The 26,960-nt window shown below is 43.8% G+C and carries 30 protein-coding genes and 1 pseudogene; 16 read left to right on the top strand and 15 right to left on the bottom strand.

Annotated features, from left to right (window positions below; genetic code table 11):
* Positions 1-85 precede the first annotated feature (85 nt).
* From OV592_RS15955 to OV592_RS15945, 3 genes and pseudogenes are all read right to left on the bottom strand, one after another.
* Positions 86-343, bottom strand: coding sequence for a YdcH family protein (locus OV592_RS15955; protein ID WP_016400960.1), 258 nt, complete (start codon positions 341-343; stop codon positions 86-88).
* Positions 344-451: 108 nt separating this feature from the next.
* The gene (gene yegS, locus OV592_RS15950; RefSeq protein ID WP_406609249.1) at positions 452-1,390 is read right to left on the bottom strand and encodes a lipid kinase YegS; all 939 of its coding nucleotides are present in this window, start codon (positions 1,388-1,390) and stop codon (positions 452-454) included.
* 106 nt (positions 1,391-1,496) lie between these two features.
* Positions 1,497-1,709 (bottom strand): annotated as a pseudogene (locus tag OV592_RS15945) (VF530 family DNA-binding protein); the annotation flags it as partial.
* 315 nt (positions 1,710-2,024) lie between these two features.
* Here OV592_RS15945 and OV592_RS15940 point away from each other — a divergent pair.
* The 3 genes from OV592_RS15940 (at position 2,025) to OV592_RS15930 (ending at position 5,341) form a co-directional block, all read left to right on the top strand.
* Positions 2,025-2,930 (top strand): hypothetical protein, encoded by a 906-nt coding sequence (locus OV592_RS15940; RefSeq protein ID WP_016400964.1) that lies wholly within the window; start codon positions 2,025-2,027, stop codon positions 2,928-2,930.
* A 70-nt stretch (positions 2,931-3,000) separates the two neighbouring features.
* Positions 3,001-3,180 carry a hypothetical protein gene (locus OV592_RS15935; RefSeq protein ID WP_016400965.1) on the top strand — a complete coding sequence of 60 codons (180 nt, stop codon included), beginning with the start codon at positions 3,001-3,003 and terminating at the stop codon, positions 3,178-3,180.
* A gap of 586 nt (positions 3,181-3,766) precedes the next feature.
* Positions 3,767-5,341 carry a polysaccharide lyase family 7 protein gene (locus tag OV592_RS15930; protein ID WP_406609248.1) on the top strand — a complete coding sequence of 525 codons (1,575 nt, stop codon included), beginning with the start codon at positions 3,767-3,769 and terminating at the stop codon, positions 5,339-5,341.
* 75 nt (positions 5,342-5,416) lie between these two features.
* Here OV592_RS15930 and OV592_RS15925 read toward each other — a convergent pair whose 3' ends face one another.
* From OV592_RS15925 to gltS, 6 genes are all read right to left on the bottom strand, one after another.
* Positions 5,417-5,908 (bottom strand): DUF962 domain-containing protein, encoded by a 492-nt coding sequence (locus OV592_RS15925; protein WP_406609247.1) that lies wholly within the window; start codon positions 5,906-5,908, stop codon positions 5,417-5,419.
* 101 nt (positions 5,909-6,009) lie between these two features.
* On the bottom strand, positions 6,010-6,264 hold the full coding sequence (locus OV592_RS15920) for a DUF3081 family protein (protein ID WP_016400968.1): 255 nt from the start codon (positions 6,262-6,264) through the stop codon (positions 6,010-6,012).
* A 20-nt stretch (positions 6,265-6,284) separates the two neighbouring features.
* Positions 6,285-6,686: a thiol-disulfide oxidoreductase DCC family protein gene (locus tag OV592_RS15915; RefSeq protein ID WP_016400969.1), complete on the bottom strand. Its 402-nt coding sequence runs from the start codon at positions 6,684-6,686 to the stop codon at positions 6,285-6,287.
* Positions 6,687-6,698: 12 nt separating this feature from the next.
* Positions 6,699-7,130 (bottom strand): DUF3429 domain-containing protein, encoded by a 432-nt coding sequence (locus tag OV592_RS15910; protein WP_406609246.1) that lies wholly within the window; start codon positions 7,128-7,130, stop codon positions 6,699-6,701.
* 61 nt (positions 7,131-7,191) lie between these two features.
* A complete protein-coding gene (locus OV592_RS15905) occupies positions 7,192-7,506 on the bottom strand; it encodes a hypothetical protein (protein ID WP_016400971.1) in 315 nt (104 codons plus the stop codon).
* Positions 7,507-7,688: 182 nt separating this feature from the next.
* Complete coding sequence (gene gltS, locus OV592_RS15900; protein WP_406609245.1) at positions 7,689-8,918, bottom strand: sodium/glutamate symporter; 1,230 nt, start codon at positions 8,916-8,918, stop codon at positions 7,689-7,691.
* Between the two features lie 397 nt (positions 8,919-9,315).
* On the opposite strand from gltS, the gene OV592_RS15895 reads away from it, so the two are divergent.
* From OV592_RS15895 to OV592_RS15885, 3 genes are read left to right on the top strand one after another with little or no spacing between them, the layout of a single operon-like run.
* Positions 9,316-10,347 (top strand): efflux RND transporter periplasmic adaptor subunit, encoded by a 1,032-nt coding sequence (locus OV592_RS15895; RefSeq protein WP_406609244.1) that lies wholly within the window; start codon positions 9,316-9,318, stop codon positions 10,345-10,347.
* The gene (locus tag OV592_RS15890; RefSeq protein ID WP_406609243.1) at positions 10,347-13,460 is read left to right on the top strand and encodes an efflux RND transporter permease subunit; all 3,114 of its coding nucleotides are present in this window, start codon (positions 10,347-10,349) and stop codon (positions 13,458-13,460) included. The genes OV592_RS15895 and OV592_RS15890 overlap by 1 nt, the downstream gene beginning before the upstream one ends.
* A 31-nt stretch (positions 13,461-13,491) precedes the next feature.
* Entirely contained in the window at positions 13,492-13,785 is a 294-nt protein-coding gene (locus OV592_RS15885; RefSeq protein WP_406609242.1) for a hypothetical protein, read from the top strand.
* A gap of 26 nt (positions 13,786-13,811) precedes the next feature.
* Here the strand turns inward: OV592_RS15885 and OV592_RS15880 are convergent, their stop codons facing one another.
* From OV592_RS15880 to OV592_RS15865, 4 genes are all read right to left on the bottom strand, one after another.
* Complete coding sequence (locus tag OV592_RS15880; RefSeq protein ID WP_016400976.1) at positions 13,812-14,093, bottom strand: RNA-binding protein; 282 nt, start codon at positions 14,091-14,093, stop codon at positions 13,812-13,814.
* A gap of 115 nt (positions 14,094-14,208) precedes the next feature.
* On the bottom strand, positions 14,209-14,832 hold the full coding sequence (locus OV592_RS15875) for a PolC-type DNA polymerase III (protein ID WP_406609241.1): 624 nt from the start codon (positions 14,830-14,832) through the stop codon (positions 14,209-14,211).
* A gap of 85 nt (positions 14,833-14,917) precedes the next feature.
* Positions 14,918-16,231 carry an ATP-binding protein gene (locus tag OV592_RS15870; protein WP_406609240.1) on the bottom strand — a complete coding sequence of 438 codons (1,314 nt, stop codon included), beginning with the start codon at positions 16,229-16,231 and terminating at the stop codon, positions 14,918-14,920.
* Positions 16,232-16,245: 14 nt separating this feature from the next.
* Positions 16,246-16,995, bottom strand: a complete 750-nt coding sequence (locus OV592_RS15865; protein WP_406609239.1) for a response regulator — start codon at positions 16,993-16,995, stop codon at positions 16,246-16,248.
* A 252-nt stretch (positions 16,996-17,247) separates the two neighbouring features.
* On the opposite strand from OV592_RS15865, the gene OV592_RS15860 reads away from it, so the two are divergent.
* The 6 genes from OV592_RS15860 to OV592_RS15835 all read left to right on the top strand — a co-directional run bounded on the left by OV592_RS15860 (position 17,248) and on the right by OV592_RS15835 (position 23,225).
* Positions 17,248-18,264 (top strand): DUF2860 family protein, encoded by a 1,017-nt coding sequence (locus OV592_RS15860; protein WP_406609238.1) that lies wholly within the window; start codon positions 17,248-17,250, stop codon positions 18,262-18,264.
* Positions 18,265-18,291: 27 nt separating this feature from the next.
* Positions 18,292-19,110 carry a hypothetical protein gene (locus OV592_RS15855; protein WP_406609237.1) on the top strand — a complete coding sequence of 273 codons (819 nt, stop codon included), beginning with the start codon at positions 18,292-18,294 and terminating at the stop codon, positions 19,108-19,110.
* A 218-nt stretch (positions 19,111-19,328) separates the two neighbouring features.
* Entirely contained in the window at positions 19,329-20,525 is a 1,197-nt protein-coding gene (locus tag OV592_RS15850; RefSeq protein WP_406609236.1) for a YjgN family protein, read from the top strand.
* A gap of 5 nt (positions 20,526-20,530) precedes the next feature.
* Complete coding sequence (locus OV592_RS15845) at positions 20,531-21,538, top strand: M48 family metallopeptidase (RefSeq protein ID WP_406609235.1); 1,008 nt, start codon at positions 20,531-20,533, stop codon at positions 21,536-21,538.
* Positions 21,539-21,624: 86 nt separating this feature from the next.
* The gene (locus OV592_RS15840; protein WP_406609234.1) at positions 21,625-22,167 is read left to right on the top strand and encodes a VOC family protein; all 543 of its coding nucleotides are present in this window, start codon (positions 21,625-21,627) and stop codon (positions 22,165-22,167) included.
* 8 nt (positions 22,168-22,175) lie between these two features.
* Complete coding sequence (locus OV592_RS15835; RefSeq protein WP_406609233.1) at positions 22,176-23,225, top strand: nucleoside hydrolase; 1,050 nt, start codon at positions 22,176-22,178, stop codon at positions 23,223-23,225.
* Here the strand turns inward: OV592_RS15835 and malE are convergent.
* On the bottom strand, positions 23,222-24,400 hold the full coding sequence (malE, locus tag OV592_RS15830; RefSeq protein ID WP_406609232.1) for a maltose/maltodextrin ABC transporter substrate-binding protein MalE: 1,179 nt from the start codon (positions 24,398-24,400) through the stop codon (positions 23,222-23,224). The two genes, OV592_RS15835 and malE, sit on opposite strands and share 4 nt — an antisense overlap.
* 293 nt (positions 24,401-24,693) lie before the next feature.
* On the opposite strand from malE, the gene OV592_RS15825 reads away from it, so the two are divergent.
* The 3 genes from OV592_RS15825 to OV592_RS15815 are packed head-to-tail and all read left to right on the top strand — an operon-like array spanning position 24,694 to position 26,134.
* Entirely contained in the window at positions 24,694-25,740 is a 1,047-nt protein-coding gene (locus OV592_RS15825; RefSeq protein WP_406609231.1) for a pentapeptide repeat-containing protein, read from the top strand.
* Positions 25,737-25,982: a hypothetical protein gene (locus OV592_RS15820; RefSeq protein WP_406609230.1), complete on the top strand. Its 246-nt coding sequence runs from the start codon at positions 25,737-25,739 to the stop codon at positions 25,980-25,982. The genes OV592_RS15825 and OV592_RS15820 overlap by 4 nt, the downstream gene beginning before the upstream one ends.
* 2 nt (positions 25,983-25,984) lie before the next feature.
* Positions 25,985-26,134, top strand: a complete 150-nt coding sequence (locus tag OV592_RS15815) for a hypothetical protein (RefSeq protein WP_016400986.1) — start codon at positions 25,985-25,987, stop codon at positions 26,132-26,134.
* 12 nt (positions 26,135-26,146) lie between these two features.
* Here the strand turns inward: OV592_RS15815 and OV592_RS15810 are convergent, their stop codons facing one another.
* Positions 26,147-26,422 carry a nitrogen fixation protein NifW gene (locus OV592_RS15810; RefSeq protein ID WP_152779847.1) on the bottom strand — a complete coding sequence of 92 codons (276 nt, stop codon included), beginning with the start codon at positions 26,420-26,422 and terminating at the stop codon, positions 26,147-26,149.
* A gap of 161 nt (positions 26,423-26,583) precedes the next feature.
* Here OV592_RS15810 and OV592_RS15805 point away from each other — a divergent pair, with 161 nt between their 5' ends.
* Positions 26,584-26,805, top strand: a complete 222-nt coding sequence (locus OV592_RS15805) for a hypothetical protein (RefSeq protein ID WP_406609229.1) — start codon at positions 26,584-26,586, stop codon at positions 26,803-26,805.
* Positions 26,806-26,960 lie beyond the last annotated feature (155 nt).

Raw genomic sequence — 26,960 nt, 5'->3', positions numbered from 1 at the left:
ACTAGTTCCAATATAGGTAGTTTTAGCAACAAGGTTCAAGTAAAAGCGAATAAAATTAACTTATTAGCTTTACTCTTTTTAGCCATTATTCTGCAGTTGCTGTATTGGCTTGTGACAAAATGCTAAAGATTTGCTGCTTAAGTTGAACGCGTTGTAGCTTCATTTGCATGAAGTATTGGTCTTCTGCGGGAACTTGCGTGGCTTCTAAGCCGCGTATTTTATGGTCGAGTTGATGGTAGCGCTTAGCTAGCGAATTAAAATCGCTGTCTGCTACTTTAAGTTGATGAATTCTTTCCCGATGTTCCGGAAACTCGAAAATAAGCGCGTGGTTTTCACCTAACATGTTTGCCTCGTTAGCTTGCTGGCCTACCTTTCAGCTTAGTCGAAACTCGCTAAGCTAGGGCAGTTAAGCAAGCCTTAGAGGCTAAAAAATTAGCTGCTAGTCCACCCTTTAAGGCATTAAGCAAGGACAAGAGTCGGCCACTATTAGCGGCAAAGCATTGGGAACAACGTCAAAGCGCGCGTGGTTAAATTTATGCGGTTCGCCGTCGAGGTTGGTGGGAATAAACTGTTCAGATTTTGTTTCTAACCAAGGCGTTTGCCAAGAGACAACATAGTCGGCATTTATTTGTTCGTCATTACCAAAGGCTGATGCTTCTTGCAGCACTTGGCTTAGCGCGGTAGCGGGGAAATCTCGAACTAAACAAATATCCATTAGGCCGTCATTAAGGTAGGCATTTGGCCCTAATACTTGGCCTCCGCCAGCTTGTTTACCATTACATAAGGCGCCAATGATGATACCGCCAGAAAACTGTTTGTCGGGGCTATTTATCTCGCCGATATAAGGTTTAAAGTTTAGCGCTTGCACAATGCCAGAGAGGGTATAAGCGCCACCCCCTAAAAAGTTTTTAAGCTCAACTGGGGTTTCCGCGGTGATTTGGGCACCAAAACCTGCGGTGAGTACGTTCATAAAATAGAACTTTTGCTGGTTTTCTAAATCGGTCGCTTGGATTACATCAACTGCTTTGGCGCTGTTTGATAAAGCAAACTCGAGCGCTGCTAAGGCGGTATCGGGGATTTGGCAGGCAGTGGCAAAGTCATTGGCTGTGCCAAGTGGCAATACGCCAAGGCTTGGACGTTGCTCTGCGGGATATTGCATAAGCGCAGATACTACTTCTTGCACCGAACCGTCACCACCACCTATAACTAGTTTTTTGTCTGGTGAATTCCAACCTTGCTGGTGGGCCTCGGCGACTAAACGTTCAACGTCTCCACCTTCCCAGGTGACTCGTACCTGAATGTCGTGCCCTTGCTTGCGCAGTAGCTGCACGGCTTCGCGTATCTCGGGCAGGTGAGCTTTCTTTCCGTTGAGTATTAGTCGAAGTTCCACAATTAGCCTCTATTTAGTAATCAGCAACTTAGCTGCTTTATTACTATATGCTCGTTTAGCTTTGCTCGCTAGCGACAAGGTGTTAAGCGGGGCTAAAAACTTATGCTAAGCCTTTCATTCGTAGGTATAAACGTTCTACTTTGTCACGTGCCCACTGCGTTTTACGTAAAAACTTAAGGCTAGATTTAATGCTTGGGTCGTGGGTGAAACAGCGAATGGTAATGCGCGCGCCTAATTCTTCCCAACCATAAAATTCAACCAGTTCTTCGAGAATACTTTGGAGAGTTTTGCCGTGCAGGGGATTGTTTACTTGAGTCATGTTGAAGCCTATTGTTTTCTTACCGAGTAATTGTATCAGCTTCAATTAGTCACAGCTAAAGCTATTATTCAAAGCGTACTAAGTACCTGTTCATTCTATCTGGTTCAAATACTCGATAATTGCGATAGAACTTTTGATTGTAGAATAACGACTTATCGAAAAAAATCCTGCCTTATTCTCGAGTATGTTTCTTGCGTTATTTCTGATTACTTACTGAGTGTGATTGGTATTAATGGTTTTGCCGCGGTTTACGCAGACTCGGCTCTAGAGATAGGTTATGGTTATGCGAGAAGAATCAACGGGAAAATGGCTTAAATGGAAGGTCTTTTACGCTTTGTTCGAATACTCACTGCCTTGGGGTTGTTTGCACTAGCCGCAGCGATTGTATTTTTTACCTTAGAACTTCGCCAAGTGCGGATCCAATTGCCGAGCATGTTAGAGCAGGTGGATAGTACTGCTCAGCGGGTTGACCCAATTGTGGCGCAAATCGCAGAGCTACAAACCTTTATTCCGCAAATTATTGAGCAGAGTGAAGGTTACCAAGAATTGATTCCCGAGGTATTAAGCCGAGTTGATGACATCAACGCTCAACTTCCTTTAATCATTGATGAAGTTGCCGCAATTAGCCAAGCCATTGAACCGGTATTAGAACAAACAGAAGCGTGGCGCGAAGAACTACCGGCGATCCTCAAGCGAGTGGATGAAACCAACACCACCGTGCGAGGTACCAATAAAGAGATTGCTAAAGTGGTGCCACAAGTGCCGCTTATTTTGGCAGAGAGCGAGGCCTTAAGGATTGAAATCCCCGAAATGATTGCCAGTGCCGATGACTTAGTGAGCAAAGCCGAAGATGCGGGCAAAGAGGCCAGCAAAGGTTTAGTGACAGGGTTTGTAGGTGGAATATTAACCTCACCGTTTAATCTAATTGGCAGGATTGGCGACAGTACTACAGAGCGTTTAGGCCTTAAGAGCACCGACAGCATTACTGATGAAGATCGAGATGAATACGAACAAGCCATGAAGAAGCTGATGAAGCAGCCAAAACAAGGTGCTAAGGAGCAATGGAGTAATCGCAAGTCTGGCAACAGTGGAGTGATTACCATTAAAGCCTTGGCGATGCAGGGTGGGGTGCAGTGCTATCAGTTTGTTAGCGATTTTGTAATTGCCGAAGGTGAAGATAAAGGCGAGCACCAACTCACAACAGAAGCTTGTGATAATTAAATAGCAAATTTTACTAAAGAAAAGCTCAGTATTGCCGCTATAGGGTTGATGTCCAGGAATAGGAGGTAGAATGGAAATCAGTGGAGCAAGCACTTCGCAATCAATGGAAGTGATTTCAGCCAAGCTGGCGAAAAGTCAGCAAGAGCAAGACGGTAAAGCGGTGCAAGAATTAGTGGCCGCAGCTGACGTACCAGAAGCCGCACCTGCGACTAGAGCTGGACTAGGCGAAAACATAAATATAAAAGTGTAAATAGACTAAGCCGCATTTGCGGCTTATTTTTTATCTGCGTCTTCAACGCTTAAGTTGTCATACATAAAGCCTTTTCTCCCTAGTAGACTACCCTATAAATATCGAACTTCCAAAAACCGTAGACCTCCTCTTTGTTAGGTAGCGGGTAAATTGAAGTGCTGGCATCACTACTACAATCATCACGGTGCTTGACTCAAGTAAAATAGGGCGCTTCATTTTTGGTGAAATCGCCGACTATAAACCGCTGAAGGAGAACAGACCCTTACAAGCGAAAAAGGTTAGGGCCTATCTCAAATGGCAACTTGAATCGCCTAGGAAACGGGTAAATAGGGATTGTTTTTTTGAACATAGATCACTATTGCGAACCGCAGGATTAGATCTTAATCGCATTTATCAACATTCATATATATTTGTATTATTAAATTATATTATCTTTATAGTTCATTAGATTTGAAAACGCTCTCGTATAGGGTTTCAGATAATGTGGAAACGGAGATAGCTGTAATTTCCACGTCAACACACAGCACTGAGTCGATTATATAAAAAACTATATAGTTGATTTATACAACATTAGGTGAATGGATACATGAAACATATCTATCTTAAAAGCTTGTTAGCAACTTCTGTTTTTTTAGCCGTAGGCTGTACATCAACTTCTACTCCTGATTCTGTTGAAAAGTTTACGAATAACAAAGAGACAGGTGAAGCTCTATTAACGCCGGTAGCCATTACTGCAAGTAGCCATGATGGTAACGGCCCTGACCGTTTATTCGACCAAGACATTACAACGCGTTGGTCTGCAGCCGGTGATGGCGAGTGGGCAATGCTAGACTACGGCTCAGTTCAAGAGTTTGATGCTGTTCAAGCTGCCTTTAGTAAAGGTAATCAGCGTCAGTCTAAATTTGATATTCAAATGAGTGTTGACGGTGAAACTTGGACAACGGTTCTAGAAGCTCAAGAGAGCTCTGGTAGAGCCCTTGGTTTAGAGCGTTTTCAGTTCGAGCCTGCGGTAAATGCCCGTTACGTACGATACGTAGGACACGGCAACACCAAAAATGGTTGGAACAGTGTAACGGAACTCGCAGCCGTTAACTGTAGCATTAACGCTTGTCCATCAAGCCACATCATTACTAGTGCAGTAGTTGCAGCTGAAGCTTCAATGATTGCAGAAATGAAAGCGGCAGAGAAAGCACGTAAAGCAGCACGTAAAGACCTTCGTTCAGGTGATTTTGGTGCGCCAGCCGTATACCCTTGTGAAACCACAGTAACATGTTTGCGTTCTGAGCTTCCTCCAACTCCGGCTTTACCAGAAACGCCGCTACCAGGTAACGCACCAAGCGAAAACTTTGACTTGTCTTACTGGTACTTATCGCAGCCTTTCGACCACGACAAAAATGAACGCCCAGATGACGTGTCTGAATGGAACCTTGCAAACGGTTATCAGCACCCTGAGATCTTCTATACAGCAGACGATGGTGGTTTAGTATTCAAGTCTTACGTGAAAGGGGTTCGTACCTCTAAAAACACCAAGTATGCGCGTACCGAGCTTCGTGAAATGCTACGTCGCGGTAATATGTCGCACAAAACTAAAGGTGTGAACAAAAACAACTGGGTATTCTCAAGCGCTCCAGAAGCAGACTTAAAAGCTGCCGGCGGTATTGATGGCGTTCTAGAAGCTACCCTTAAAATTGACCACGCCACCACTACTGGTGCGGCTAACGAAGTAGGTCGCTTTATTATTGGTCAAATCCACGACCAAAACGATGAGCCAATTCGTTTGTACTACCGTAAGCTGCCAAACCAAGCAACTGGTGCTGTTTACTTTGCTCACGAAAGCCAAGACGCTACCAAAGAGGATTTCTATCCGCTAGTAGGTGATTTAACGGCTGAGGTTGGTGAAGATGGTATCGCGCTAGGCGAAGTATTTAGCTACCGTATCGAAGTGGTTGGCAACACCATGACTGTTACCGTTTCTCGAGAAGGCAAAGAAGACGCTGTTCAGGTAGTAGACATGAGCGACAGTGGCTACGATGTTGGTGGTAAGTACATGTACTTTAAAGCTGGTGTTTACAACCAAAACATCTCTGGCGATTTAGATGATTACTCTCAAGCAACCTTCTATAAGCTAAAAGCAACTCACGATAGCTACACAGAGAAATAAGCTTTAGTTATCGCTTTGTATAAAAATACCCCGCTCTAAAGCGGGGTATTTTTTTGGTTTGCTAAACTTTGCGGATTATTTTTGTTGGTAATCTAAACCTAGATAATCGAACACGAAACCCATCAACCACAGTGGACCTATTAGTAGGTACTGAATATCTTCAAAGAAGGAAGGCTTAGCGCCTTCTATTTTGTGGCCGATAAATTGGCCAATCCAAGCGACAACAAAGATTATTAGGCTCACCTGCCATATGGCAATTGGGCTAAATTGAGTAATCAAATCACAAACTAAAAAGCAGCTTACAGTAAATAGCGCCATGGCTAAGCAAAGGGGTTTAGATAAGCGGAAGTAAAAGACGTGAACCGGTATTGCTAGCAAGCTGGCTAGATTGAGCCAACATAGCGCATTGCTGTTGGCTGAATTCGTTCCTGGCAGAGGGACTGACCACAACAAGCCCACAATGCTAAAGTAGATGGCAGGCACCATAAGCCAGTGGATGGCCTTGTTTGTAGGATGTTGATGGCTACGCGCATATTCCTTAAACCATTGCTGGACTGGCTTTGACACAATAAGCTTCCTGCTCACTTGTTAAAAAACTGTTACTGTAGCAGTTGGAGCTCTGACCAGTAGCCTTGGAGCGTTAGTTTGCGAGCTAGATCTCGCAGCATTCACTGTTCATCAACAAATTTGAGCTGCTTGATAAAGCCTTCAATCGCTTTGTCGTCGTGACTAGAGAACTGATACTTGTTATGAAAAAACACGCTTAGCTCAAGCTGGGAGTTGGCAACAACAATGGTATAACCGTCCCAGTCTGAACTGGCACTTAGGCCTTCATACAAATAGTGGTCTTGCTGCTTTTTTCCTAAGCGACAAATCTTTTCATAGACCCGAAGTACTAAGTTGACATCGATTAGTCGTTGCATCTTAAGGCTGCCCTTGTTGGTCAATCAAACTGTTTGCCCACGCCGCAGCTTTGTTCATCACAGCGCTCTTTACCGGTTAACAGCTTCGATATTTTGAAGCGGTTTTTGGCAAAAACTAAATAGGCTTTGTCGGATACTTTGCGCAATAAGGGCGTGCGTAACAGTTGTATCCAAGGTTTCTGATTGACCAAGCCCCACGCTTGCGCGGTAACGTCTAATCCTAGCAGCAAGGTGCCTTCTTCTGTTTCCGCATGCAGTATGTCGCTGGCTTCGCTGCGATCAATATGTGGATATTTGCTGGTGAAATCTGCCTGATTAATATCTTGCAGCTCAATGAGTTGGCGATGGTCAAAAAACTTGAGTTGACGCATTTCCTCTGCGCAAAGTGGGCATTGGGCGTCATAAAAAATTCGTAATTGCATATAGGCTCCAGATTACTGATGACTAAGAACCACAAGGTGGCAAAGTACCACTACTGTGGTGAGTTTAAAACGCATAGATTGGTAGCTTTTACCTAATCGGCTGGGATTAGCACTGTGCCATTCGCAGTAGTAAAGGTAGCTAAAAGCACAGGCTAATATCGCGAGTGCAAAAGTTGGAGAATTAATGACCAAGCTACCACAAGCTAGCAAGGTAAGGGCATTGCTTGTAAATAACTGAGCGGGGCCAAATGCATTTCCCGAGACGGTTTGCGCCCATAAGCTGCCAGACAAAAAACACAAAATGCTGACGCTGTAATACAAAAATAATTGGGTAGGCGATGGGCCAGTATTTGTTGCTCCAAATACTACCGCCAATGCCAAAGCGATAAAAACACTTAAGCCAGCATACCCGAGTAACTTGTAGTTTCGCTGTAAACTATCCAATCTTCCACCTCATCTAACGCTTATTAGTCAAACGCATCAAGGTGGCAAATAGATCGCTAAGCTAGTTGTTACTGGCAGACTTATCTAATGGCAATACGTTGCAGAACAAGTCCTTTTCGTATTGTTTTTCTAGGTGTTCACGCCAGTTTCGTTGGCTTATTGGCACTAGGTAGAATGTTTCTCGATTGGTGTCGGTAACAAAAGCCATACCGTGGGGCATCAGTTCGTAATGAATATCGTGTACAAAGCTTAACGAAAAGCTTTGCCGACCAGTAAGGTGATTGATGTCTTCTCGTGATAAACACACTCCTTTTTTGTCTTCGCCAAAGCGATCTCGTAGCCAGCTTGAAAACTGTTTAGCGCTAATCATTGTCATAGGAAGCGCCTCCTTAGGTTTGGGTGAATTTTGAACAATTAAACATTAAAGTTATAGCAGAACAATGGGCAGGTGAGATGAGTAAGCCTAGGAAGGTGTGCTGATTTTGCTGTAAATAGATATAAGAAACAAAAGCTTAAAAATTTTGAGGGTAAGGCTTAATAACCTTACCCTCAATGACGCTAGAAATTAGCTAGGAAGAATGGAATTAGCAGGGCGTTCACTAAATCGATAAAGAATGCACAGACCAACGGCACAATGATGAAGGCCAGATGAGAGTTACCGTAGCGTTGTGAAACCGCCGACATGTTAGCCATTGCAGTAGGGGTAGAACCTAAAGAAATACCTCCAAAGCCTGAACATATCACCGCTGCATCATAAGATTTGCCCATGGCTGGGAACACCACAAAAATATTCACCAAGATAGCAATCAAAAATTGTGCGGCAAGAATCGCCAAAATTGGACCGGCCAAATCAATTAAGGTCCATAGCTGCATGCTCATTAATGACATGGCTAAAAAGGTGCCTAGTGATATGTCGGCAATTAGAGCAACCGCTGGTTTGCGAGAAGGCCACTGGGTACCGGTTAAGCGCGGAAGCGATTGAGGTACCAAGTTGGTCATAACAATACCGGCAAACAAACAGGTAACAAACAGCGGCAGTTGCAGGCCTGCCTGCGAGATAGCTTCGTTTAACAAGAAGCCAAGAATAATACATACATGAATGGCTAGAATCGCATCTAAGAAATCAAAACCGGTAATGCTGTTGTTCTTGTTTTCTTCAGCTACACCTACATCTAAAGGCTCTTCATTCTTTGGTTTTAAGTTGTGTCGATTTACCAAGAACTGGGCAATTGGACCACCCATTAAACTGGCTAATATTAGGCCAAAAGTCGCACTGGCAATACCAATTTCCATGGCGTTACTAATGCCAAAGTCTTCAGCAATTCGAGGCGCCCAAGCAATAGCGGTGCCGTGACCACCAATAAGCGACACGCTACCGCCCAGCATACCTACGGCAGACTCTAAACCAAATATTTTGGCTACAGTAATACCGGTTAAGTTTTGCAGGATCATGTAACCGATTGTAATACCTAAGAGAATAACCAGTGGCATGCCGCCTTTGAGCAAATCTTTAAGGCTTGAGTTAATACCAATAGTGGTGAAGAAATACACTAGCAAAATGTCGCGGGCGACTAGGGTAAACTCGATTTCAACAGAAGTGAGGGCGTAGATTAAACCAATCATTACCGAGAACAGAATACCGCCGGTAACGGGTTCGGGAATACTAAACTCGCGCAGAAAACCTACCGCTGCATTTATTCGTCTACCGATAAATAGCACCAAAATACCAATGGTGGCGGTAAAAAAGGAGTCAAATAATAGAACTCCATTGTCAAACTCAATACCCATATAACTTCCTATAGCAATTAATTATTTAAGCACACGTACAATATGCCGAGCAGGATCCGTCCTACTTAGGTGTATAAGTGGTGGAAAAGTTGCATTTTTTCGCAAACATTTCGCATTCAGTGTAGAGAGGGATTGTTGTTGAGTAAATCTAAACTGGCTATTTAATTTAGCGTAGAGTGAGCTTTGGCGTGGCTTATAGCAAAAGAAACAAGCTTGCTTGTCTAAACAAATAATTTGCTTTTACCTGACTTTTTTTAATTAAAATTCGTTTATTGTTATCTTTTGTAGTGCATGATGCTGTTTGATTCGCATTTATGCAGTTTGTAATCAACTAAAGATAGACCCGCAACCTTTGCTTGCGCTAGAGTCTTCTCTCAGTTTGAAAAGGTAAAGAGTAATGCGACGCATCATTTTAGTTGTGGTGGCGCTTCTTACTGTTGTTACATGGATGTATTACAGTGACGACGCGGCTCAAACAGAGCAAACATCAAGTAAACCCGTTACCGTAGAAGTGGTAACGGTAGAGCAAGGCAAGCTCCGCGAACAAGTGCATTTATTAGGCAATGTATTCTCTGCTCATTCGGTAAATGTGAAAGCAGAGGTTGATGGTCGCATAGACACGATTGCTGTTAGCTCTAGCCAAGCTGTGCGTGCAGGCCAATTGTTGGTTCAATTAGACGACCGCCATCAACGTGCAGTGTTACAGCGTGAGCAGGCACGGCTTGATGATATTCTTCGTCAGCATCAGAATCTGCTGCAATTATTACCCAAAGGGGCTACCACCCAAGCCGAAGTTGATCGTTACGAATCTCAAGTTGCCATGCAACAAGCCGAGCTCGCGTTAGCTGAAGCAGCGTTGCAAGACAGGGCTATTCGCGCGCCATTTAGTGGCAAACTCGGCCTTGTTGATTTAAGCCCTGGGCAGTTAGTTGACTCCGATACCGTGCTCACCACCTTAGATGATGCCAATACTTTACGCCTTAACGTTCCCGTTGCCGCGCGCCATTTAGGCCGAATTGAGGTTGGGCAGCAGGCTAAGCTACACCAAGCGGGTTTAAGCTCACGTATATTTAATGCCTCAGTGACTAGCATTGACAGCCGAGTGCGCGGTGAAAGCTTAAATGTGTACATTCAATTGTCTATCGACAACCAGCAAGCAGGCATTGCTCCAGGCACTTTGGTTACTGGCGAATTAGATTTAAGCGCTAGCGAGCGGGTATTAATTCCCCTCCAGGCGATTGCTTATAACGGTGACCGCCGTTTTGCTTACCGAGTTAATCAACAAGTTGCAGAAAAAGTTGAGTTGGAGTTAGGCCAGCGCGGCGACAACTTAGTGGAAGTGCTTAGTGGCTTAAGTGCTGGCGAACAGGTCGTGAATAAAGGTCTGGTGAAGTTGCATGATGGCATCGAGGTTGAAGTACTCAACTAATGAAAATATCTGATCTGTCGATGTATCGCCCTGTAGCGGCGATAGTATTAAGTTTGCTACTGATGCTGTTTGGGGTTGTAGGCTACAGCCAACTGGCAGTGCGAGAAATGCCCGACATTGAAAGTCCTGTGGTGTCTATTGGTACGCCTTATCGCGGTAGTGCCTCTTCTATTGTTGAATCACAAATCACCAAGCCGATTGAAGACGAGCTTAGCGGAATTGATGGCATTGACTATATTTGGTCATCGTCGTGGGATGGCTGGTCAGGCATTACCATTACCTTCAAGCAAGGTTCGGATATGTTGGCCGCGGTAAGCGATGTGCGCGATGCGGTAAGCCGAGCGCGTAATCGCTTGCCCGATGATGTTGATGAACCTGTGGTGCGCAAAAACGACAGCGAAGAAGCCCCATTTATGTGGCTTAATCTTACTGCTACTTTGCAAGACAGAGTAGAGCTTAGCGATTTTGCTCAGCGGATCTTAATTGAGCGCCTTAGCTTATTGCCCGGCGTGAGTGCGGTAAATACCTCGGGATTGGTTGAACGGGTGATGTATGTGGAACTGGACCCCACCGCAATGGCTGGGCGAGGCTTAACCACCAACGATGTGATTGATGCCTTAAACCGTGAAAACTTACAATTGCCTGCGGGTTATGTGCGTAACGACAGTTTAAATATTGTGGTGCGTATGGAGCGCATGTACCAGCAGGCAGATGATTTTGCCAAGCTACAAATTGCCAACTTTGACGGTGACCACGTTACTTTGTCAGACATCGCGCATATATACGTTGGCGCTAAAAAAGATACCACTACTTTTAAAAGTAACGGCGTGGACAGCATGGGCTTGGGCATTGTGGCAATGTCTAAGGCTAACCCGCTAGAAGTAGCAGATACGGTAAAAAAAGAGTTGGCGGAATTACAGCGCTTTTTACCCTCTGGTGCAGAACTTACGGTTGATTATGACAGCACTGTATTTATTCGCCAGGCCATTAGCGAAGTGTATTCTACCTTGCTAATTTGTGCGCTGCTGGTGGTGGCGGTGTTGTACCTGTTTTTGGGGCGATTAAGCGCAACCATTATTCCAGCTGTAACCGTTCCGGTATCGCTAGTCGCAGCGTTTTCAGTGGCTTATTTATTTGGCTATAGCATCAATTTAGTGACGCTAATGGCTTTAATTTTGGCCATTGGTTTAGTGGTGGATGACGCGATTGTGGTGGTAGAGAATATTATTCGCCACCGCGCCGCTGGCGAGCCGCCATTAGTTGCCGCATTTCGAGGAGCTAAAGAGCTCAACTTTGCAGTAATTGCTACCACCGTTGTACTGGTGATGGTGTTTTTGCCTTTGGTATTCATGCAAGGAAAAATCGGTGACCTGTTTACCGAATTTGCTGTATTGCTATCAGCAGCGGTGATCTTCTCCTCTTTAATCGCTCTTACCTTAGCGCCAGTAATGGCCGGTAAGTTGTTTGAAAAAAATCCTAACAAAGCCACCTGGATGAGCCGCTCGGTGGGGCGCGCCATGACCGCTCTGCAGCAGGCTTATGCCAAGCTGTTGACGCGTATTATTAACTTTAAGTTTTCTGCACTTGCCGTTGTGGCTTTATGCATGGGTTTATTGGTGTGGGCTTATCAACAGCAACAACCTGCCTTTGCGCCAAAAGAAGACCGAGGTGTGGTTAACGTCTATGTTGGCGGTGTAGAAGCAACGAGCTACCAGCGCATGGTTAAAAGCATGGCTGAGATTGAGCAGCGGCTATTGCCGATGATGAGTGATGATGGGCCAATCGAAACCCTTAACTATTCGGCACCTGCATTTGGCAGTTGGGCAGACCACCAAGGCTTTTTCATTGTTCGCTTAAAAGATTGGAGTGAGCGCAGCCAAGATGCTGCCGAAGTGGTAGAGATGATCCGCGATGCAGCCCATGATGTCGCCGATGTTAAAGTGTATCCTTACCAGCCTAGTTTTGGCGGGCGAATGGGCGAGCCGGTGCAGTTTGTATTGCAAGGTGACGACTACAGCCAGCTCTATCAATACGCCTTAGAGTTAGAGCAACAAGCCAAAGACAGTGGCCTAATGCATGGTGTGCAGCTGGACTACAACCCCACAACGCCAGAGATTTTATTGCATGTTAATCGACTAGCAGCCAGAGAGCTGGGCATTAGCGTTAATGACATTGCCAGTACTTTGGAGGTGCTGCTGGGAGGACGTGCTCAAACCCGTTTTGAAGAGTTTGGTGAAGAGTACGATGTATACTTAAAAGCCGATGAAAACCAATTTCAATCACCCAGTGATTTAAGCAAAGTGTATTTGCGCAGTGATACTGGCGCTTTGGTGTCTTTAGATACCTTGGTAGAGGCGCAAGATGTTGCTTCGGCTCGCGGCTTGTTCCATTACCAGCGTAAAAAGTCGATTAACTTAAAAGCCAACTTAAGTGACAACGTAAGTTTAGGCGAAGCTTTGAGCTTTTTAAATCAAGCCTCTAGCGAGATTTTGCCTAGCGGTTATACGGTTGATTACGCGGGCGAATCTAAAGAGTTTTACGATAACCAACGCGAGATATGGTTGTTATTTGCTTTGGCCTTGCTGGTTTGTTACTTGGTATTAGCGGCTCAATTTGAGAGCTTTATTAGCCCAGCCATTGTAATGCTTACGGTGCCCTTAGGCTTGCTGGGAGGTTTGTTGGGCTTACTGATTACCGGAGAGAGTTTTAACATCTACAGCCAACTTGGCTTGTTGATGTTAATTGGCATGGCAACCAAGAATGGTATTTTGATTGTTGAGTTTGCTAATCAGTTGCGTGACCAAGGTTTAGCGGTTAAAGAAGCCATTATTAAAGCTGCCACCAATCGCCTACGCCCGATTATTATGACTGCCATGACCACCTTGTTGGGCGCTGTACCGATGCTTTTGGCCACTGGTGCCGGTTCCGAAACGCGCTTTGCCATTGGTATAGTGATATTTAGCGGCATGTTGCTGGCCACTTTAGTCACGCTATTTGTGGTACCGTGTTTGTATCATTTACTCGGTGGATTAAGTGGGTCGCCAGAAGCCCGTGCCGATCAGCTTAATCAACAGCTTGAAGCGCCAAGTATACTAACAAGTAATGACAACTAGTGGCAAATAATTTAAACGAGCAAGCAAACTAATGCGAAAGATGGACAAAAAACGCGATAAGGACATCGTAGCGGCTTTAACCGATGTATGTGAGGACGCCAAGCAACGCTGTGAGGGCTTTGCGTGGATTAGTCACAGTGTTAACTTTCAGCGCTTTCCCGACAGCCTGCAGGTGAGCTGCGCCTATGCAAGCCAATCTTTGTTAAGTGAGGCGAATGAAAGTGGAGAACAACAGGAGCTTACTCAGCAAGTGGTGGCTGCGTTAGCGAACAAAGGGATAGTGATTTCAAAACCGCAACGGCAAATTAGGTTTATTAGCGAGTAACGGGCTTACTCGCTAATGGCTGAAATTTATTCAGACTCTGGCCAAACAGTTTGTTGCTCAGATGGGCCTTTTTCTTCGGCAAACTTAACCCGTATTTTATTACCTGCTTGCTTGGTTGAATTTAGCGCGGCAATAGCTGCATTGGCTTCTGTTTCGTCAAGCATGCTGACAAAGCCAAAACCTTTAGATTTGCCTGTCTCATTATCCAATACCAAATCGCAGCTTTCTACAGCGCCATGGCTTTCGAATAAAGCGAGTAAGTCGGCTTCTGTAATGCTGCGAGCGAGGTTACGGACAAGTATTTTCATGGAACACCTATAATTGCGGGTGAATGTGTGCGAGTGAATATGGCAGCGGGAACCTCGCGTGTTGCAATAGCCCAAGCTTGGCGCAAATTCATGGTTTGTTTTATCTCACATATTGTTACGCAATTTTGTGTAAAAAGCTCGCGACATTTGCTTTGCTCTTACGACTAATTTGCTGCATTAGCGCAAAGCTTGGATTTATTAACGAATAGTGTTGCTCTAATTGCTCGAGTAAACACAGCCAAAGTTTGGCTGTCATTTCAGAATCGGCTAAGGCACGGTGAAAAACGCCATCATTGTCGATGTTATTGTAAGCGACTAAGCTGCCTAATTTGTGGTTGGGCGCGTCTTGAAATAGGCGGCGTGACAATAACATCGAGCAAGCAAAGTCGCCGTTAAGCCGTCGGCCTATTTGAGCAAACTCGGCTTCCAAGAAACGCTGATCAAAAGATGCGTTATGCGCCACCATATTGTGCTGGCCAACAAATTGATAAAAGCGCTCCATTACCTCATCGCAAGGCGCCGCCTCTTGTAGCATGCCATTAGTGATACCCGTGTAGTCTTCGATAAAAGAAGAGATGCGAAAGCCTGGGTTCATCAACTCTTGAAAGCGCGCTGTGGCTTGGCCATCTTCTAGTAATACGGCACCAATTTCTATGGCTCTGTCGCCTTGAGTTGGCGATAAACCTGTGGTTTCAAAATCGAGAACAACAACGGTATTAGCAGGGGCTTGAGCGGTCAATGGTGCGAGCTTCTAGTCATTAATTTGAGCCCACAATGGTAACGCCGCTCAGCGAAAAGGCAATGGTTAAGGGGGGCAATCCCAATTATTCTTTGTGGTCTTCGCTATTTTGGAATAGCGGTAGCTCTAGGGTGAATAAAGCGCCGCCTAAATGGCTATCGCTTACGCTGGCTTTGCCGCAGTGGTTGGTGACAATTCGCTCGACAATAGATAAACCTAAGCCATGACCACCGCTCTGGCGGCTACGGCTATCATCTACCCGAGCAAAAGGCAGGAAAATCGATTCGCGGTATTTCTCTGGTACACCACTACCATCGTCATGTACTTCAAAAATTACCGATTTATTAACCACATAAGCACGGATAAGAATGAGCTTTTCAGCATACTTTTGCGCATTAACGATCAAGTTGTTTAAGGCGCGGCGGACTAGCTTTTCATCGGCCATTAAACTCAATCCCACCGGACATTCAATTTGAATCTTTAACTTGGGGCTAAGCTTAGAGAGACGCTCACACATGTTGTAAAGCAGTGGGTAGGGGTTAATTGATTGCGGGTTTATTTCACGCGCTTTGGTTAACTGAGAAAAACTAATTAACTCGTGAGTTAAGTCTTCCAAGCTATCTAAGTCTTCATCCATTTCTTGAATATGCTCATGCATGGTTTTCATGTCGGTAATTGAGCGAGTCATATCTAAGGCAAAACGCAGATTGTTAATCGGGGTTTTTAATTCGTGAGACGCCGCCATGGTCATTGAGTCTTGCTCTTGAATCAGCGACTTAAGCTTAGCGGCCATGCTATTTAAGCTGCGCGCCATGTGATTAATCGGTGAAGGGGCTTTCTCGTTGGCGCTCACGTCGAAGTCTCCGTCACCTAAGGCTTTGGTCACTTTAGCTAGGCGGTAAGTATGGCGAGTAATTGAGAAAGAGAACCACATTACGGTAGCGGCTAAACAGCCACCCATTAGCGCTACCATGTACCAAAATAGCCAGTCACCATAATCCACAAACTCTTCGTCTAAATCTAATTCGAGAACCTGTTGGTCGGGCCATTGGTAATAAAGAACGATGTCGTCGTCATCTAAAAAATTGCTTTTAACCGATATGTATTCACCGTTTCGCATTAGCTTTAAGCGGGCTTCTGCGTCTAGTTCAGTAATTGGAAAAATGCGGATAAAGAAAGGGAATTCTTCTTGGTAGCGAGTGAGTACTTTGTCTACATCTGGGTTCTCTACTTGCAGCAGATCTCGATCTAGCAGGTAATAAATAGGCAGCACAATTTGGCGTATTTGTTCGCGCTCAATGTGCTGCACCTTTTCTTCAATAATCACGCCGTAAATAAAGGTGGCAGCAATAATTGATAACACCGAAGACAGAAACAGCTTTAGAAATAAAGTAATCAAGCGGGGTTAGCTCGCTATGCTGCTTTTACAAATAAATAGCCTTTACCACGCACCGACTTAATGTAGCGATAAGGTGGCGTATTGTCGTTTAGCTTTTTACGTATAGTTGATACTCGCATATCTAGCGAGCGGTCGAGGCCGTCGTAATCAATGCCACGCATTTCTCTAAATAGTACATCGCGCGGCAATACGTGGCCTGCGTTGTCCATAAGAAAGTAGAGTAGGTCAAACTCGGCGTCGGTAAGCTCTAACAGTTGCTCACCTAGCCAAATACGGCGCTGAGTTTTGTCGGCAATCAGCTCTTGGCAGATAATTCGGTTGGGGTGGCGAACCGTTTCGCTATTGCTTAGCTGTAAAGCATCGATGGCACTGGCGCGTTCACTGCGGCGCAGTGCAGAGCGAAGCCTAGCGAGCAAAACATGTGGGCGCAATGGTTTACTTAAGAAGTCATCAACACCCAAATTTAGGGCAGATACTTCGGTTACATCGTCGCCTTGGGCGGTAACCATTAAGATTGGCCCTGAATAGAAGTCACGAACCACTTGGCATACTTGAATGCCGTCCATGCCTGGTAGCATTAAATCAAGCAGTACTGCATCTGGAGAATGTTTGGCAATTAGCTCTGGTGCTTGATCGCCACGCTCTGAAGAAATAACCTCAAAGCCTTCGCTGCGCAAGAACGTAGCCACCAACTGCTGTTGGCGTGAATCATCTTCAATTAATACGATTTTTTTGTGTTCTTGGCTCAACTTGTTTCCCTGCATAGACAACTCCCTCAGCTGGCTCATTTTAGAGAGCCCTTAGGCTGATGCAATTACCACTTACAAAACTACGACAAATATCATTTAAATGTAAACTAATTCTCAATATCTAGTTTGGAATATCGGAAAACTGTGACTATCCCTGACATAAGACTGACTGAGTGAGAATTTGTCGCATTTTACAATGTGCTCAACAAGTGGTTGCTCGGCATGCAAACGCATGCTTGAAAGTCTATTAAAGGGATAGGGAACAGGATGAAAAAATTTCACACTAAGCGTCTATTAACAAGTAGCGTACTAGCTACGTTTGCATCTGTTGGTGCTGCCAATGCTACTGGTTATGTAGACGATGAGGCTGGGTTTGGTTTTGAGTTATTGTTGGGTGGCATGGTGGGCCAACAACAATCTCAGTTTGATACTGATGACGATAACGCTGTGACTCAGGATCTTAATAACTCAGGTAATAAAAGTAGCGGTGTAAGCCCAGCTGTTTTAGCGGAGCTAAACTACACCTTCGCTAACAAGAAAACTCAGATTTTCTTAGGTCAACAAGAAGAAAACATTGTGCGTGGCCAAGACCAAGTTGAACTGGGTATTACCCAAATGGTGGGTGAGTATTCACAGTTAGAACTGGCGTATTTTCCTAAGCTGCCCGGTTTTAGTGAGACCTGGCAAGACCCATATTTAACTGGCAGTGCTAGGCAAAAAACCGATGCTGATAGCAGTGGCTTTAGGGTAGCTTGGCGCTATTTATTTGATACGCCGCTAACCTTGCGTTACGGCTTTGCGGCGGCAGATATAGAAAACGAGCGTAGTGGTCAAGCCTTTGGTTTAGATGCTAACGAACAAAAGTTAATGCAACGTGACGGCAAGTATCACCGAGTCTCTGCCGAGATCTTGGCTTACGATGAAGATGGATTTACCGTGACACCTCAGCTTACTTATACCAAGGCTGATACCGATGGTGATGCAATGGCGTTTGATGCTTATGCCTTTGGCTTAGAAACCACCTACAGCTTTGCCGAGCGCCATTTCACCAGCCTTTACATTAACTATGCTAAGCGTGATTACAAAGGCCGTAATCCAATATTTAACCAAACTCAGGGGGATGACGATTTTGGTATAAACGCCATTTATGGATATGCCCAACCTTTTGATTTTGAGAATACCTCGGTATACCTGATGGCATCTTACGATAAAGGCGATAGCAACATTGAGTTCTATCAAAGCAAATCGCTAGGTTTGTTAATGGGTGTTGCTTACGAGTTTTAACAACTAGCAGGCTAAGGAGTAATCGTAATGTGGATAGCGCAACTTTCTAGGCTTAGTGTGATATTGGTGATGGTTGCTACATTTGGGGCCGGTATTGCAAACGCCGCCCACGAGTCTAGAACCATTATTTATCAAATTGCTGTGGAAGGTGATGTGGTTGGCGTTTACCAACGGAACCGAATCATCGATAACCAATTTCCTAATGGCTTAGTCATTGAAGAAGAGGTGGAGTTAGATTTTAGTTTTCTGTGGTTTAAGGAGTTTTACCAGCGCAGCGGAAAAGTGATGTTGGATAATGGAGCTTTGAAACAGTTCGCTTTTAAGGTTGATGAAAATCAAGAAAGCTATTTAATTTTTGGTAATGATAAATTAGAGCAAGGTATCCATATTAATGCCTTAGAAAACCAAGCTAGCAGCAACTCCACATGGACCAATAAGCTGTTGCAGTTGATTGAGAATGAGCATAACTCTAATGGCATGGCACTATTGCTAAATCGTTTTGAGCAAGCTCCTGATGCTATTTTACAACGCAGTGATTTTGATTCTGATTCTTTGAGTTTTCCTGATTACTTGATGGCATCCATTGATCATCAAAACACCCAGGTATTCAAAGTGCTAGACCTTGATGAGTTTGACATTATTCAGTATCAAGTTAAGTACTTAGGAGAGAAACCATTAAGTGCTGCAAACCGGGTGTATGTTAGCCATGGGTTTGCTTTGAATACCGAAGGAGAGAGCAGTGAGCTGTGGTTAAGCAAAGATAAACTGGGGGCATTTATTGTGCAGCAAAGTGGCGTAGATGATGGAGACCATTACTCGGTGAACATGCAACAATATCTATTCTGAGTTTGCATCAAGTGAACAAATATAAATGAAGCACCCACTTAGCGTGCTTCATTTTTCTATATAGAGTGTGATTGAAAACGTTTTAATCACACTATTTAATCTTAAATTTCCCCCTCTTTGATTTTTAATAACAAAAATCTGTTTTATTTAGATATTATTGTCATTAAAGTCTTTTGACTTATTAATTTTCAATTAGTTAAACATCAGGATTTCTTGGCATGGAAAGTCAGCACTTAAGTGAAAACCGTTTTAAATTTCATGGAAAAACCGACGAGTATTTTGGAATTTGGATCGTTAATGTATTGCTCAGCATTGTTACCTTGGGTATCTATTCAGCTTGGGCAAAAGTGCGCAATAAACAGTATTTTTACGGCAATAGTGAATTAGCGGGTGAGCGATTCGAGTATCTAGCAAAACCCTTACAAATCTTGCTGGGGCGGATAATTGCAGTGACTCTGGTGATTATTTGGGCTGTGTCGCCAATGATAAATGAATTGCTTCAAGTTGTTCTAATGCTGGCGTTTGTGGCAGTGATGCCAGTTTTAGTGGTGAAAAACTTACGTTTTGATTCTCGGGTAACTCGCTACAGAAACGTTCGATTTGATTTTGTAGGCAGCTATGGCGGAGCCTACATGGCGTTAATGGTAATGCCGTTTTTAGCAATGGTTATTTTGGGTTTAGTGGCAACCTTACTGATTGGCATTGGTAATGTCATTTCGCCTGTTTTGTCGGGCATTTTAGGTGTATTGGTTTTTGCTATTGGCGGTACTTATTTTTACGCCTTTATGGCTACCTACATGAGCCGCTATGTATTGAATAACTACCAATGGGGCAGCATGAAGTTTACTGCAGATATTGAGTCTGCGGCCATGTTTAAAATTTTCTTAAAAGCCGCAGCGGTTGGTTTGGGCGGTGTACTGGCTTTATGTCTAGTGGGAGCTTTGCTGGCGTTTGCTCTATTTAACGCAGACTTTAGCCAACTCGGCGCTATGTTTGCTTCATTGGAGCAAGGCGGTGCTGAAGAACTAGCAGCCGGCGGCGCGTTGGTTGGGATCTTCATGTTGATTTATCTCAGCTTCTTTTTGCTGGGCTGGTTTGTAACTGCCTACTTAAAAGCTTGTTTGCGAAACTATCAGTTTGGACAGACAGATATAGAAGGCCAGTTGTTTATGGTGTCATCAGTAAAGCCTTTGGCATTTATGGGCGTAATGCTTAGCAATATGTTGATTATTGTATTCTCATTTGGTTTAGCGACCCCTGTTGCAAAAGTGCGTATGGCGAAGTTTTTGGCACAAGCCACTGCAGTACAGGGTGATATCGAAATCATCGCAACGAACAACCAAGTAAGTGATAGCAAAACAGCCATTGCTGATGAGGTTGCTGATGCCTTTAGTGTAGAAATTGGCGTGATTTAAGCTCCATGATCATTACCGGAAAGGTTTTTGTAGAAAATAGCTCTGCGTCTAGAGCCGCCAAGTTGCATTGCTCTGATGAAGGCTGGCTTGAGCTAAGTGATGAATTTGGCGCTATTCGAGCGCCGGTATCCGAGCTAGATATTGCGATGTCGATTGGCTCGCAAGCGCGCGCCATTGGTTTTAGCAATGGCAGTCGCTTTGTTGCCGATGAACCAAGCCGTTTGAATAGTTGGCTGGATAAACAAGGCCAAGGCTCTTGGCTAAAAACCTTAGAGCATAATGTGTTGATGATTATCTTAGCGTTTGTAGTGAGTGCGGCGGCTATTTACGCGGCTGCCAGCCAAGGGCTTCCTTGGTTAAGTCATTACTTGGCTAGCAAAGTGCCGGTTTCCATTAGCCAAGAGCTAGGCGAAAGGACGTTGCAGCAATTTGAAACTTTAGGGTTTAGTGAAAGTGAAATCAACCCAGAGCAACGCCAAGCAATAGAGCAAAACTTTAATAGCTTGGTAGAACAAATCGATAGCCTACCCATGCAGCCTAAGTTGTACTTCTACCGTATGGGCGAAGACGCAAATGCTTTTGCGTTGGCCGATGGCAGTATTGTGGTGACCGACCAATTAGTAAAGCTGCTAGATAGCCCAGAACAACTCAATGGCATTTTATTACACGAGCTAGCCCATGTGGCTCATAACGATGTAATGGCAAGCTTAGTGCGTTCGGCTTTGATCAGTACAGCAGTGGTGTTAGTTGTTGGCGATAGCAGCTTACTGGTAGATGGCCTAGTAAGCGCCGCGGTACTAGGGGTAAGCCTTGGCTACTCTAGAGAAGCTGAGCAACAAGCCGATTTGTTCGCCTGTCATTGGAGCAAGCAGCTAGATTTACCTCAAGATCAATTACTCGCCGGCTACCAGCATTTATTCGAAGACCACGAGTCACACATTCCTACTTGGATAAGCAGCCACCCTGGAGATGAGGAGCGTTTAAGGCGTCTAATGGAGTGCGTTAATAGCTAAATAATTTCAACCTTAGTGATTACCAAATTTACATGGATTGTAATAGGGCGTTGTACAAAGGCCTATTTGTAGAAAGGAGATTAGATGTGAGTTCTTATAATCCAAAGAAGAACGTATTAGGGATATCCCATATTAATGTGGTTGTTGATGACATTGAAAAAGCTACAGAGTTTTACGCTCGAACTTTAGGCTTCGAGCCAGCGTTTAACGATGATGGGGAAATGTATTATTGCGATGTAAATATGCCTTCGTTTGCTAATAACGCAGGCTTTGTGGGGCAAGAAGTCATTGTTGATGTACGTTTTCTGCATCACAAAGATTCTGGTTTGTATTTAGAGCTAATGCATTATCAAAGTCCGCAAGGAAACCAGGAAATAGAAGTAAAAGCTACAAATGATCTAGGTGGACCGAGGCACATCGCTTTAGAAGTCGCCAATATTGATGAAGCATACAGATTTTTAAAAGCTCAAGCAGATGTTAGCTTGATTAACTCCTCTAAAGATTACGGACCACCTGAAGAGCTTACTCCTTTCCCTATTAAATTTTTCTATTGGATTGATCCTTGGGGCGTGCAATGGGAAATGGAACAAGGTAGACCGATGGGAACTGCTGTAGGTATTTGTGGCTAACATTGAGCATGAGTAATGAGCGTTATTCCGTAATTATAGATACTGATATTGGCTCTGATTGTGATGATACCTGGGCTATTAATTTGGCCTTAAAGTCGCCGGAGATTGACCTACTAGCCCTAACAACCGTCGGTTATAAGCCGATGGTAAGAGCCCGTATCGCTAAGAAGTTATCTTTGTTAGCAAAGCGCCCAGAGGTACCCGTTTTTGCCGGTTTGGCGAAGCCGATTGGCAAAAGTCCCAGATTGTGGAGTCGGTTGTGTGGAGGTTTTCCTAGTTTTTTTGTTGAGAGGCTAAATTTACGTATTCAGCGCGCTAGCCTTCGAAAAGAACTTGGACAAAAGAAGCTACCTACGAACCTATTGCATGTAGGAGATGATTGTGCGGTTGAGAAAATAATACAGCTAGCCAAGCAGCATCAGGCTATTGAGTTTGTCGCTATAGGGCCTTTGAGCAATTTGGCCACAGCCATTCAACGTGCTCCGGAACTAATAGAGAATATCAAGCGGGTTACGATAATGGGAGGGTACCTTGGTCAGCTTCCCACTTATCCGAATATTCTTTGTGGAAGACGTGAGATGAGTGTAAAGCATGATTATAACATTCAAGCTGATCCCGAGGCTGCGGAAATCGTCTTTCTTTCTGGTTTGAATATTAGGCTGGTTACCGCCGATGTAACACTTAAGACGTGGCTGAACCCAAAAGATATTCAGATGTTGAGAGAGATAAAAAGCAATGCAATGAGTGCAGCATTAAAGCAATGTAAATGGTGGTCTTTTCTACAATCTTTGCTCCTTAGGACATGCTGTACTAACAACTTAGGTTTTATGCATGATCCCTTAACCATTTCGGCTTTGATTAATGATAAACTGTGTGAATTTAAGCGGATTAACGTAAGGCTTTATCAGGAACGGGGATTACTAAAATTTGGCTTAGTCCCTGAGAATGGCACTTCAAGTAAAGAAGTTAGTTTTGAGTGTGCCATTTCTGTAGATTGTAAAACCTTTAAGCGGTTTTTTATTTCGCGAATCTCAATGTTGGGAGAGCGTTCAAGCTAACGAGTAATCCGTTTAGCGGCTGCATTTAGGGCCTTATCTACGGCCTGTCTACCGGTGGTGATGTTAGTGAGGCTAGTGGCCATAGCGGCCCAAAACTTACCCATTGCTGCAGCATTTGGCATAGGTTCGCCTTGCGCTGCACTGGCATAAACGGCCTGTACTTTGGGGTCGTTAATTAACTCTTGCTGTAACTGCAAGTTTGCCATGGCACCAATGTCTCCGCTGCTAAACAGTAAGCGTTGATTGTCTACATTCATTAAGTAGTAGTTTAGAAACTCATCTACCAAAGCGGGTTGGTTAGTTGCGCTATTCACCATGGCGCTCCAAATGCCTACAAAGGCTTTGGCGGGCTTACCATTAATTTTAGGCAAAGGCGCAACGCCAAAATCCATACCTACACTTTCCAACTCATCCCAGTACCAAGGTCCATTAATTACCATGGCCACCTTACCCTTAACAAACTGCATATCCATGATTGAATAGTCCGCGTTACGCGGCATTATTTGTTGGTCGAGCATGTCTTTTAGTAGTTTGCCGGCATACATAGCGCTGGGATGGTTAACCCCGGTGTCTTTTACATCGTATTGGCCACCTTGCTTGCCGAATACATAAGCGCCATTTGCTGCAAATAGTGGCCATGTATAGTAGGTATTGTTGTAGTCCCACAAAATGGCTTTGGTTTGTTGCTGCTCTTGAAGCTGCTTATCTAGAGCGAAAATTTCCTCAAAACTAGTTGGAGCTTCCTTAATTAACGCTTTGTTGTAAATCAGGCTTATCGCTTCTACGCCTATCGGGTAGCCATAAATTTTGCCTTCAACTTTCACCGCTTCCCAGGCGTAGTCTACCGCGGAATCTTGTAGTTCTTGGCTGGGTTTTAACTGTTTAATAAGACCAGCATTTGCCCAATCGCCCATTCTGTCGTGGGGCCAAAATACGATGTCTGGTCCCTCACCGTTACGAGCTTGAATTTCAAAGTTTCCAGTGATGTCGACGGGTTGTTTCACCTCAACAATAATGCCGGTATCTGCGCTAAATTGCTGCGCAATAAGTTGCATTTGTTGGTGACTTTTGCCTGTCCATATAGTGAGCTCTGGCTGCTGAGTGTCGGCCTGCGCTAGGCTTGAAAACGCCGCTAAAGCACAGCTTAGCGTTATGCTGGTAATCCCTATTTTCATTATGTTTTTCCCGATAGCTTGCCAACTCAGCATTGAAAAAACATGAGTGATTTGCAAGAAAAAGCAAAGTGGCTATAGAGAAAGCTCACATTCAAGATTAACTTGTTGATAGATTTGCGATCTTAAGCTGCTTATTTAGAAACTGTTAACAATTGTGTCACTTTTCTTTACAAAAGCTGCGTTGTGGATTTTTGTTCAAAAATTAAACATGTTGATTTAACTAACTATGTCGCTCTAGGTACTAAATATGCATCAAGTCATTAGATAAAGTTATCATCAGTTTAAGAATTCACATGAGTGATAAGAGTCTTTCATCTGTTAAGCGGTTCTTTCGTTGGGTTGATTTACATCACGGCGTACTAGGGTTTATCGCTACAGTTGTCACAGTCATTGTTACGGTGGGTGTTGCATACAAATCTATTCAAACGTCGGCAGATCTTTTTTCTGAGGAGCTTAAGGCGCAAAAAGATGCTGCCCAAGTGGCAAACGTAGCAAATTATGTTTCCGCAATTAGCGAAGCGCTGTTGGTGTTTAAAGACTCTGATGAAGAAGCTTTAGATAGATTCGTAGTATCTCGTTCTGAGTTGCTTTTGGAGAGTTTAAGCACATCTACTTTATTAGCTCAGGTCATTCAGTTCATTTCAGATAATGACTTTGCCAAGTTGTTTGATACCACAAGGTATTTTCAAGAGAAGAAGTTTCTGTCTTTAGCAGGCAAGGATCTTTCTTATATCGAGTTAAACGACATCACATTTACAACAACCAGTTTGTATTGCGTGAACCTGACGGGTTCATATTTATCTAGAACGACCTTTAATTTCCCTGATTTTAGCTATGTAAATATGGAAAACTTAAATTTTAACGAAACTAAGCTTAATGGCGCTCGAGTCTATTGGAGCAACTTAAAAGACGTATCCATAGAACTTTCAGGTCAGGAAGAGAATCTGCCACTAATATTTTCTCAAACCAGTTTTATATTTTCTAATTTACAAGGCTTACGTTTAGGTAAGTCTAATTCACAATCTGAATCGCTTGACCCAGACAAATTAAAGAAACAACAGCAGGAAGATCTAGAAGTGTTGGCTAAGATGCTATTCAACTCCAAGTCTCTCTATGGATCTCTTTTAGATAACGATTTAAAGCAGTCAATGATAGACATTGACGCTGAGAAGTATGAAAAGCTAGTGAGCTTGGAGTACTTCCTTAAAGTTGACTCTGTACCCAACGCTAGCCTAGAGGCTAGTCGAAAGACCTATAGCACTGAAGCGCAATTGATTGCGCAACAAGAGGGGTGGAGACAGCGATGGCAAGCTAAGATAGAAAGGTGGTGTAAAAAATGATGAAAATGATCTTTTATCTACTTCCCTTAAGTTTTGCTGTGAGTGCCAATTGCACCTTGCAAGGAGATGTATATCAAGAGGGAGCCCAGCTAGGTAATCTGAAATGTTTAAATGGAAATTTTACTTTAATAAGTCCAGACCCCGAGCCTACGTTAATTACAACGATGGATTTGACTGAACGCAATGGTATTCACGTTGAAACTACAGAACAGCCGCCAACGGATAGTACCGAGGAGAAATAGCCATGAAAATACTTAAAATAGGGCTTGTGCTAGTGACACTATTACTTAGTTTGCCAAGCTTTGCTGATTGCGTACACGGCGGTAATGTGTATCCAGAAGGGGCGACCATAGGTAGCTATAAATGTGTAAATGGCTCGTGGGTGGGCAATTAATTTTACCTGAGTTTACCTACGTTCACAGGAAGTACAGCCGCGACAAGCCGAGCGGGTATGTTTGTCTAAACGCTCACGCTGAGTTTTGCAGTAAGCATTCTTTAAGGCTCGGCGTGCTGAAAACCAGTCATCTGCTTTACTTAAGATGAGGTTGCCGCCAAAACGTTTAACTAACAAGTCTCGGCATTCATCAATAAAACCCTTATCGAAGTCGATTTCGAAGTAGCGCAATGCTTCTTCAATGCAAGTGAAGTTTTCAATTGTCTTGTTGATTTTGGTATTAGTCATTGATCAGTCCTAAGGCTTGGCGAATAGGCTAGCAAAATCATCGAGATCTTTTTTTGATGTGACTTAATTAAGCTTCGATTCAGCGTCTTTAGAAAAAACAGGATGACTTTGAGCTAAACTCAGACTAAGTTGTTAAGCAAATGTTGCATTGGGCCTAAGTGATGAAATCTGCAATTCCGGTAATAATCTGCGTACTTATTTCAGCCTGTTCTAGCCAAGCTACCACGAGTAGCGGCGACAATAAGGCTGAAGATAATCAAAACTATAATCAGGATTTGCTGGCATCTATCAAGCAATCTAATACCAACAAGCAAGGCGCTTTTCTTACCGAAGAGCAAATTGATATGTGGCAGAACTCTGGCTGCGGAGGCGCTCATAAATAGTGTTAACTAAAGAAACTCGTCTTATCCTCACCCCATTTATTTTTCCTATAGTAAATATTTCTTGCCAGTTGATCAGGCTTCAAGTCTTAGTTAACGATTATTGATAGCGGGCACTATAAGTACTTCTTTCATAAACTTTATTTATCAGCTTAGCT

Origin of the sequence: Agarivorans sp. JK6 (genome assembly GCF_045277145.1) — a bacterium.
GTDB lineage: Bacteria > Pseudomonadota > Gammaproteobacteria > Enterobacterales > Celerinatantimonadaceae > Agarivorans > Agarivorans albus.
The sequence above is the reverse complement of the archived record's forward strand: the minus strand, read 5'-3'. Positions and strand labels throughout refer to the sequence as shown.

Bases quoted from the DNA above. Each gene is read 5' to 3' on its own strand.
- OV592_RS15930 (WP_406609248.1), top strand. From the start codon at position 3,767: ATGAAACATATCTATCTTAAAAGCTTGTTAGCAACTTCTGTTTTTTTA.
- OV592_RS15955 (WP_016400960.1), bottom strand. From the start codon at position 343: ATGTTAGGTGAAAACCACGCGCTTATTTTCGAGTTTCCGGAACATCGG.
- OV592_RS15855 (WP_406609237.1), top strand. From the start codon at position 18,292: ATGTGGATAGCGCAACTTTCTAGGCTTAGTGTGATATTGGTGATGGTT.
- OV592_RS15890 (WP_406609243.1), top strand. From the start codon at position 10,347: ATGAAAATATCTGATCTGTCGATGTATCGCCCTGTAGCGGCGATAGTA.
- gltS (WP_406609245.1), bottom strand. From the start codon at position 8,918: ATGGGTATTGAGTTTGACAATGGAGTTCTATTATTTGACTCCTTTTTT.
- OV592_RS15825 (WP_406609231.1), top strand. From the start codon at position 24,694: ATGAGTGATAAGAGTCTTTCATCTGTTAAGCGGTTCTTTCGTTGGGTT.
- OV592_RS15920 (WP_016400968.1), bottom strand. From the start codon at position 6,264: ATGCAACGACTAATCGATGTCAACTTAGTACTTCGGGTCTATGAAAAG.
- OV592_RS15935 (WP_016400965.1), top strand. From the start codon at position 3,001: ATGGAAATCAGTGGAGCAAGCACTTCGCAATCAATGGAAGTGATTTCA.
- OV592_RS15820 (WP_406609230.1), top strand. From the start codon at position 25,737: ATGATGAAAATGATCTTTTATCTACTTCCCTTAAGTTTTGCTGTGAGT.
- OV592_RS15885 (WP_406609242.1), top strand. From the start codon at position 13,492: ATGCGAAAGATGGACAAAAAACGCGATAAGGACATCGTAGCGGCTTTA.
- OV592_RS15845 (WP_406609235.1), top strand. From the start codon at position 20,531: ATGATCATTACCGGAAAGGTTTTTGTAGAAAATAGCTCTGCGTCTAGA.
- OV592_RS15810 (WP_152779847.1), bottom strand. From the start codon at position 26,422: ATGACTAATACCAAAATCAACAAGACAATTGAAAACTTCACTTGCATT.
- OV592_RS15805 (WP_406609229.1), top strand. From the start codon at position 26,584: ATGAAATCTGCAATTCCGGTAATAATCTGCGTACTTATTTCAGCCTGT.
- malE (WP_406609232.1), bottom strand. From the start codon at position 24,400: ATGAAAATAGGGATTACCAGCATAACGCTAAGCTGTGCTTTAGCGGCG.
- OV592_RS15860 (WP_406609238.1), top strand. From the start codon at position 17,248: ATGAAAAAATTTCACACTAAGCGTCTATTAACAAGTAGCGTACTAGCT.
- OV592_RS15815 (WP_016400986.1), top strand. From the start codon at position 25,985: ATGAAAATACTTAAAATAGGGCTTGTGCTAGTGACACTATTACTTAGT.
- OV592_RS15865 (WP_406609239.1), bottom strand. From the start codon at position 16,995: ATGCAGGGAAACAAGTTGAGCCAAGAACACAAAAAAATCGTATTAATT.
- OV592_RS15850 (WP_406609236.1), top strand. From the start codon at position 19,329: ATGGAAAGTCAGCACTTAAGTGAAAACCGTTTTAAATTTCATGGAAAA.
- OV592_RS15895 (WP_406609244.1), top strand. From the start codon at position 9,316: ATGCGACGCATCATTTTAGTTGTGGTGGCGCTTCTTACTGTTGTTACA.
- OV592_RS15940 (WP_016400964.1), top strand. From the start codon at position 2,025: ATGGAAGGTCTTTTACGCTTTGTTCGAATACTCACTGCCTTGGGGTTG.
- OV592_RS15835 (WP_406609233.1), top strand. From the start codon at position 22,176: ATGAGTAATGAGCGTTATTCCGTAATTATAGATACTGATATTGGCTCT.
- OV592_RS15915 (WP_016400969.1), bottom strand. From the start codon at position 6,686: ATGCAATTACGAATTTTTTATGACGCCCAATGCCCACTTTGCGCAGAG.
- OV592_RS15880 (WP_016400976.1), bottom strand. From the start codon at position 14,093: ATGAAAATACTTGTCCGTAACCTCGCTCGCAGCATTACAGAAGCCGAC.
- OV592_RS15905 (WP_016400971.1), bottom strand. From the start codon at position 7,506: ATGACAATGATTAGCGCTAAACAGTTTTCAAGCTGGCTACGAGATCGC.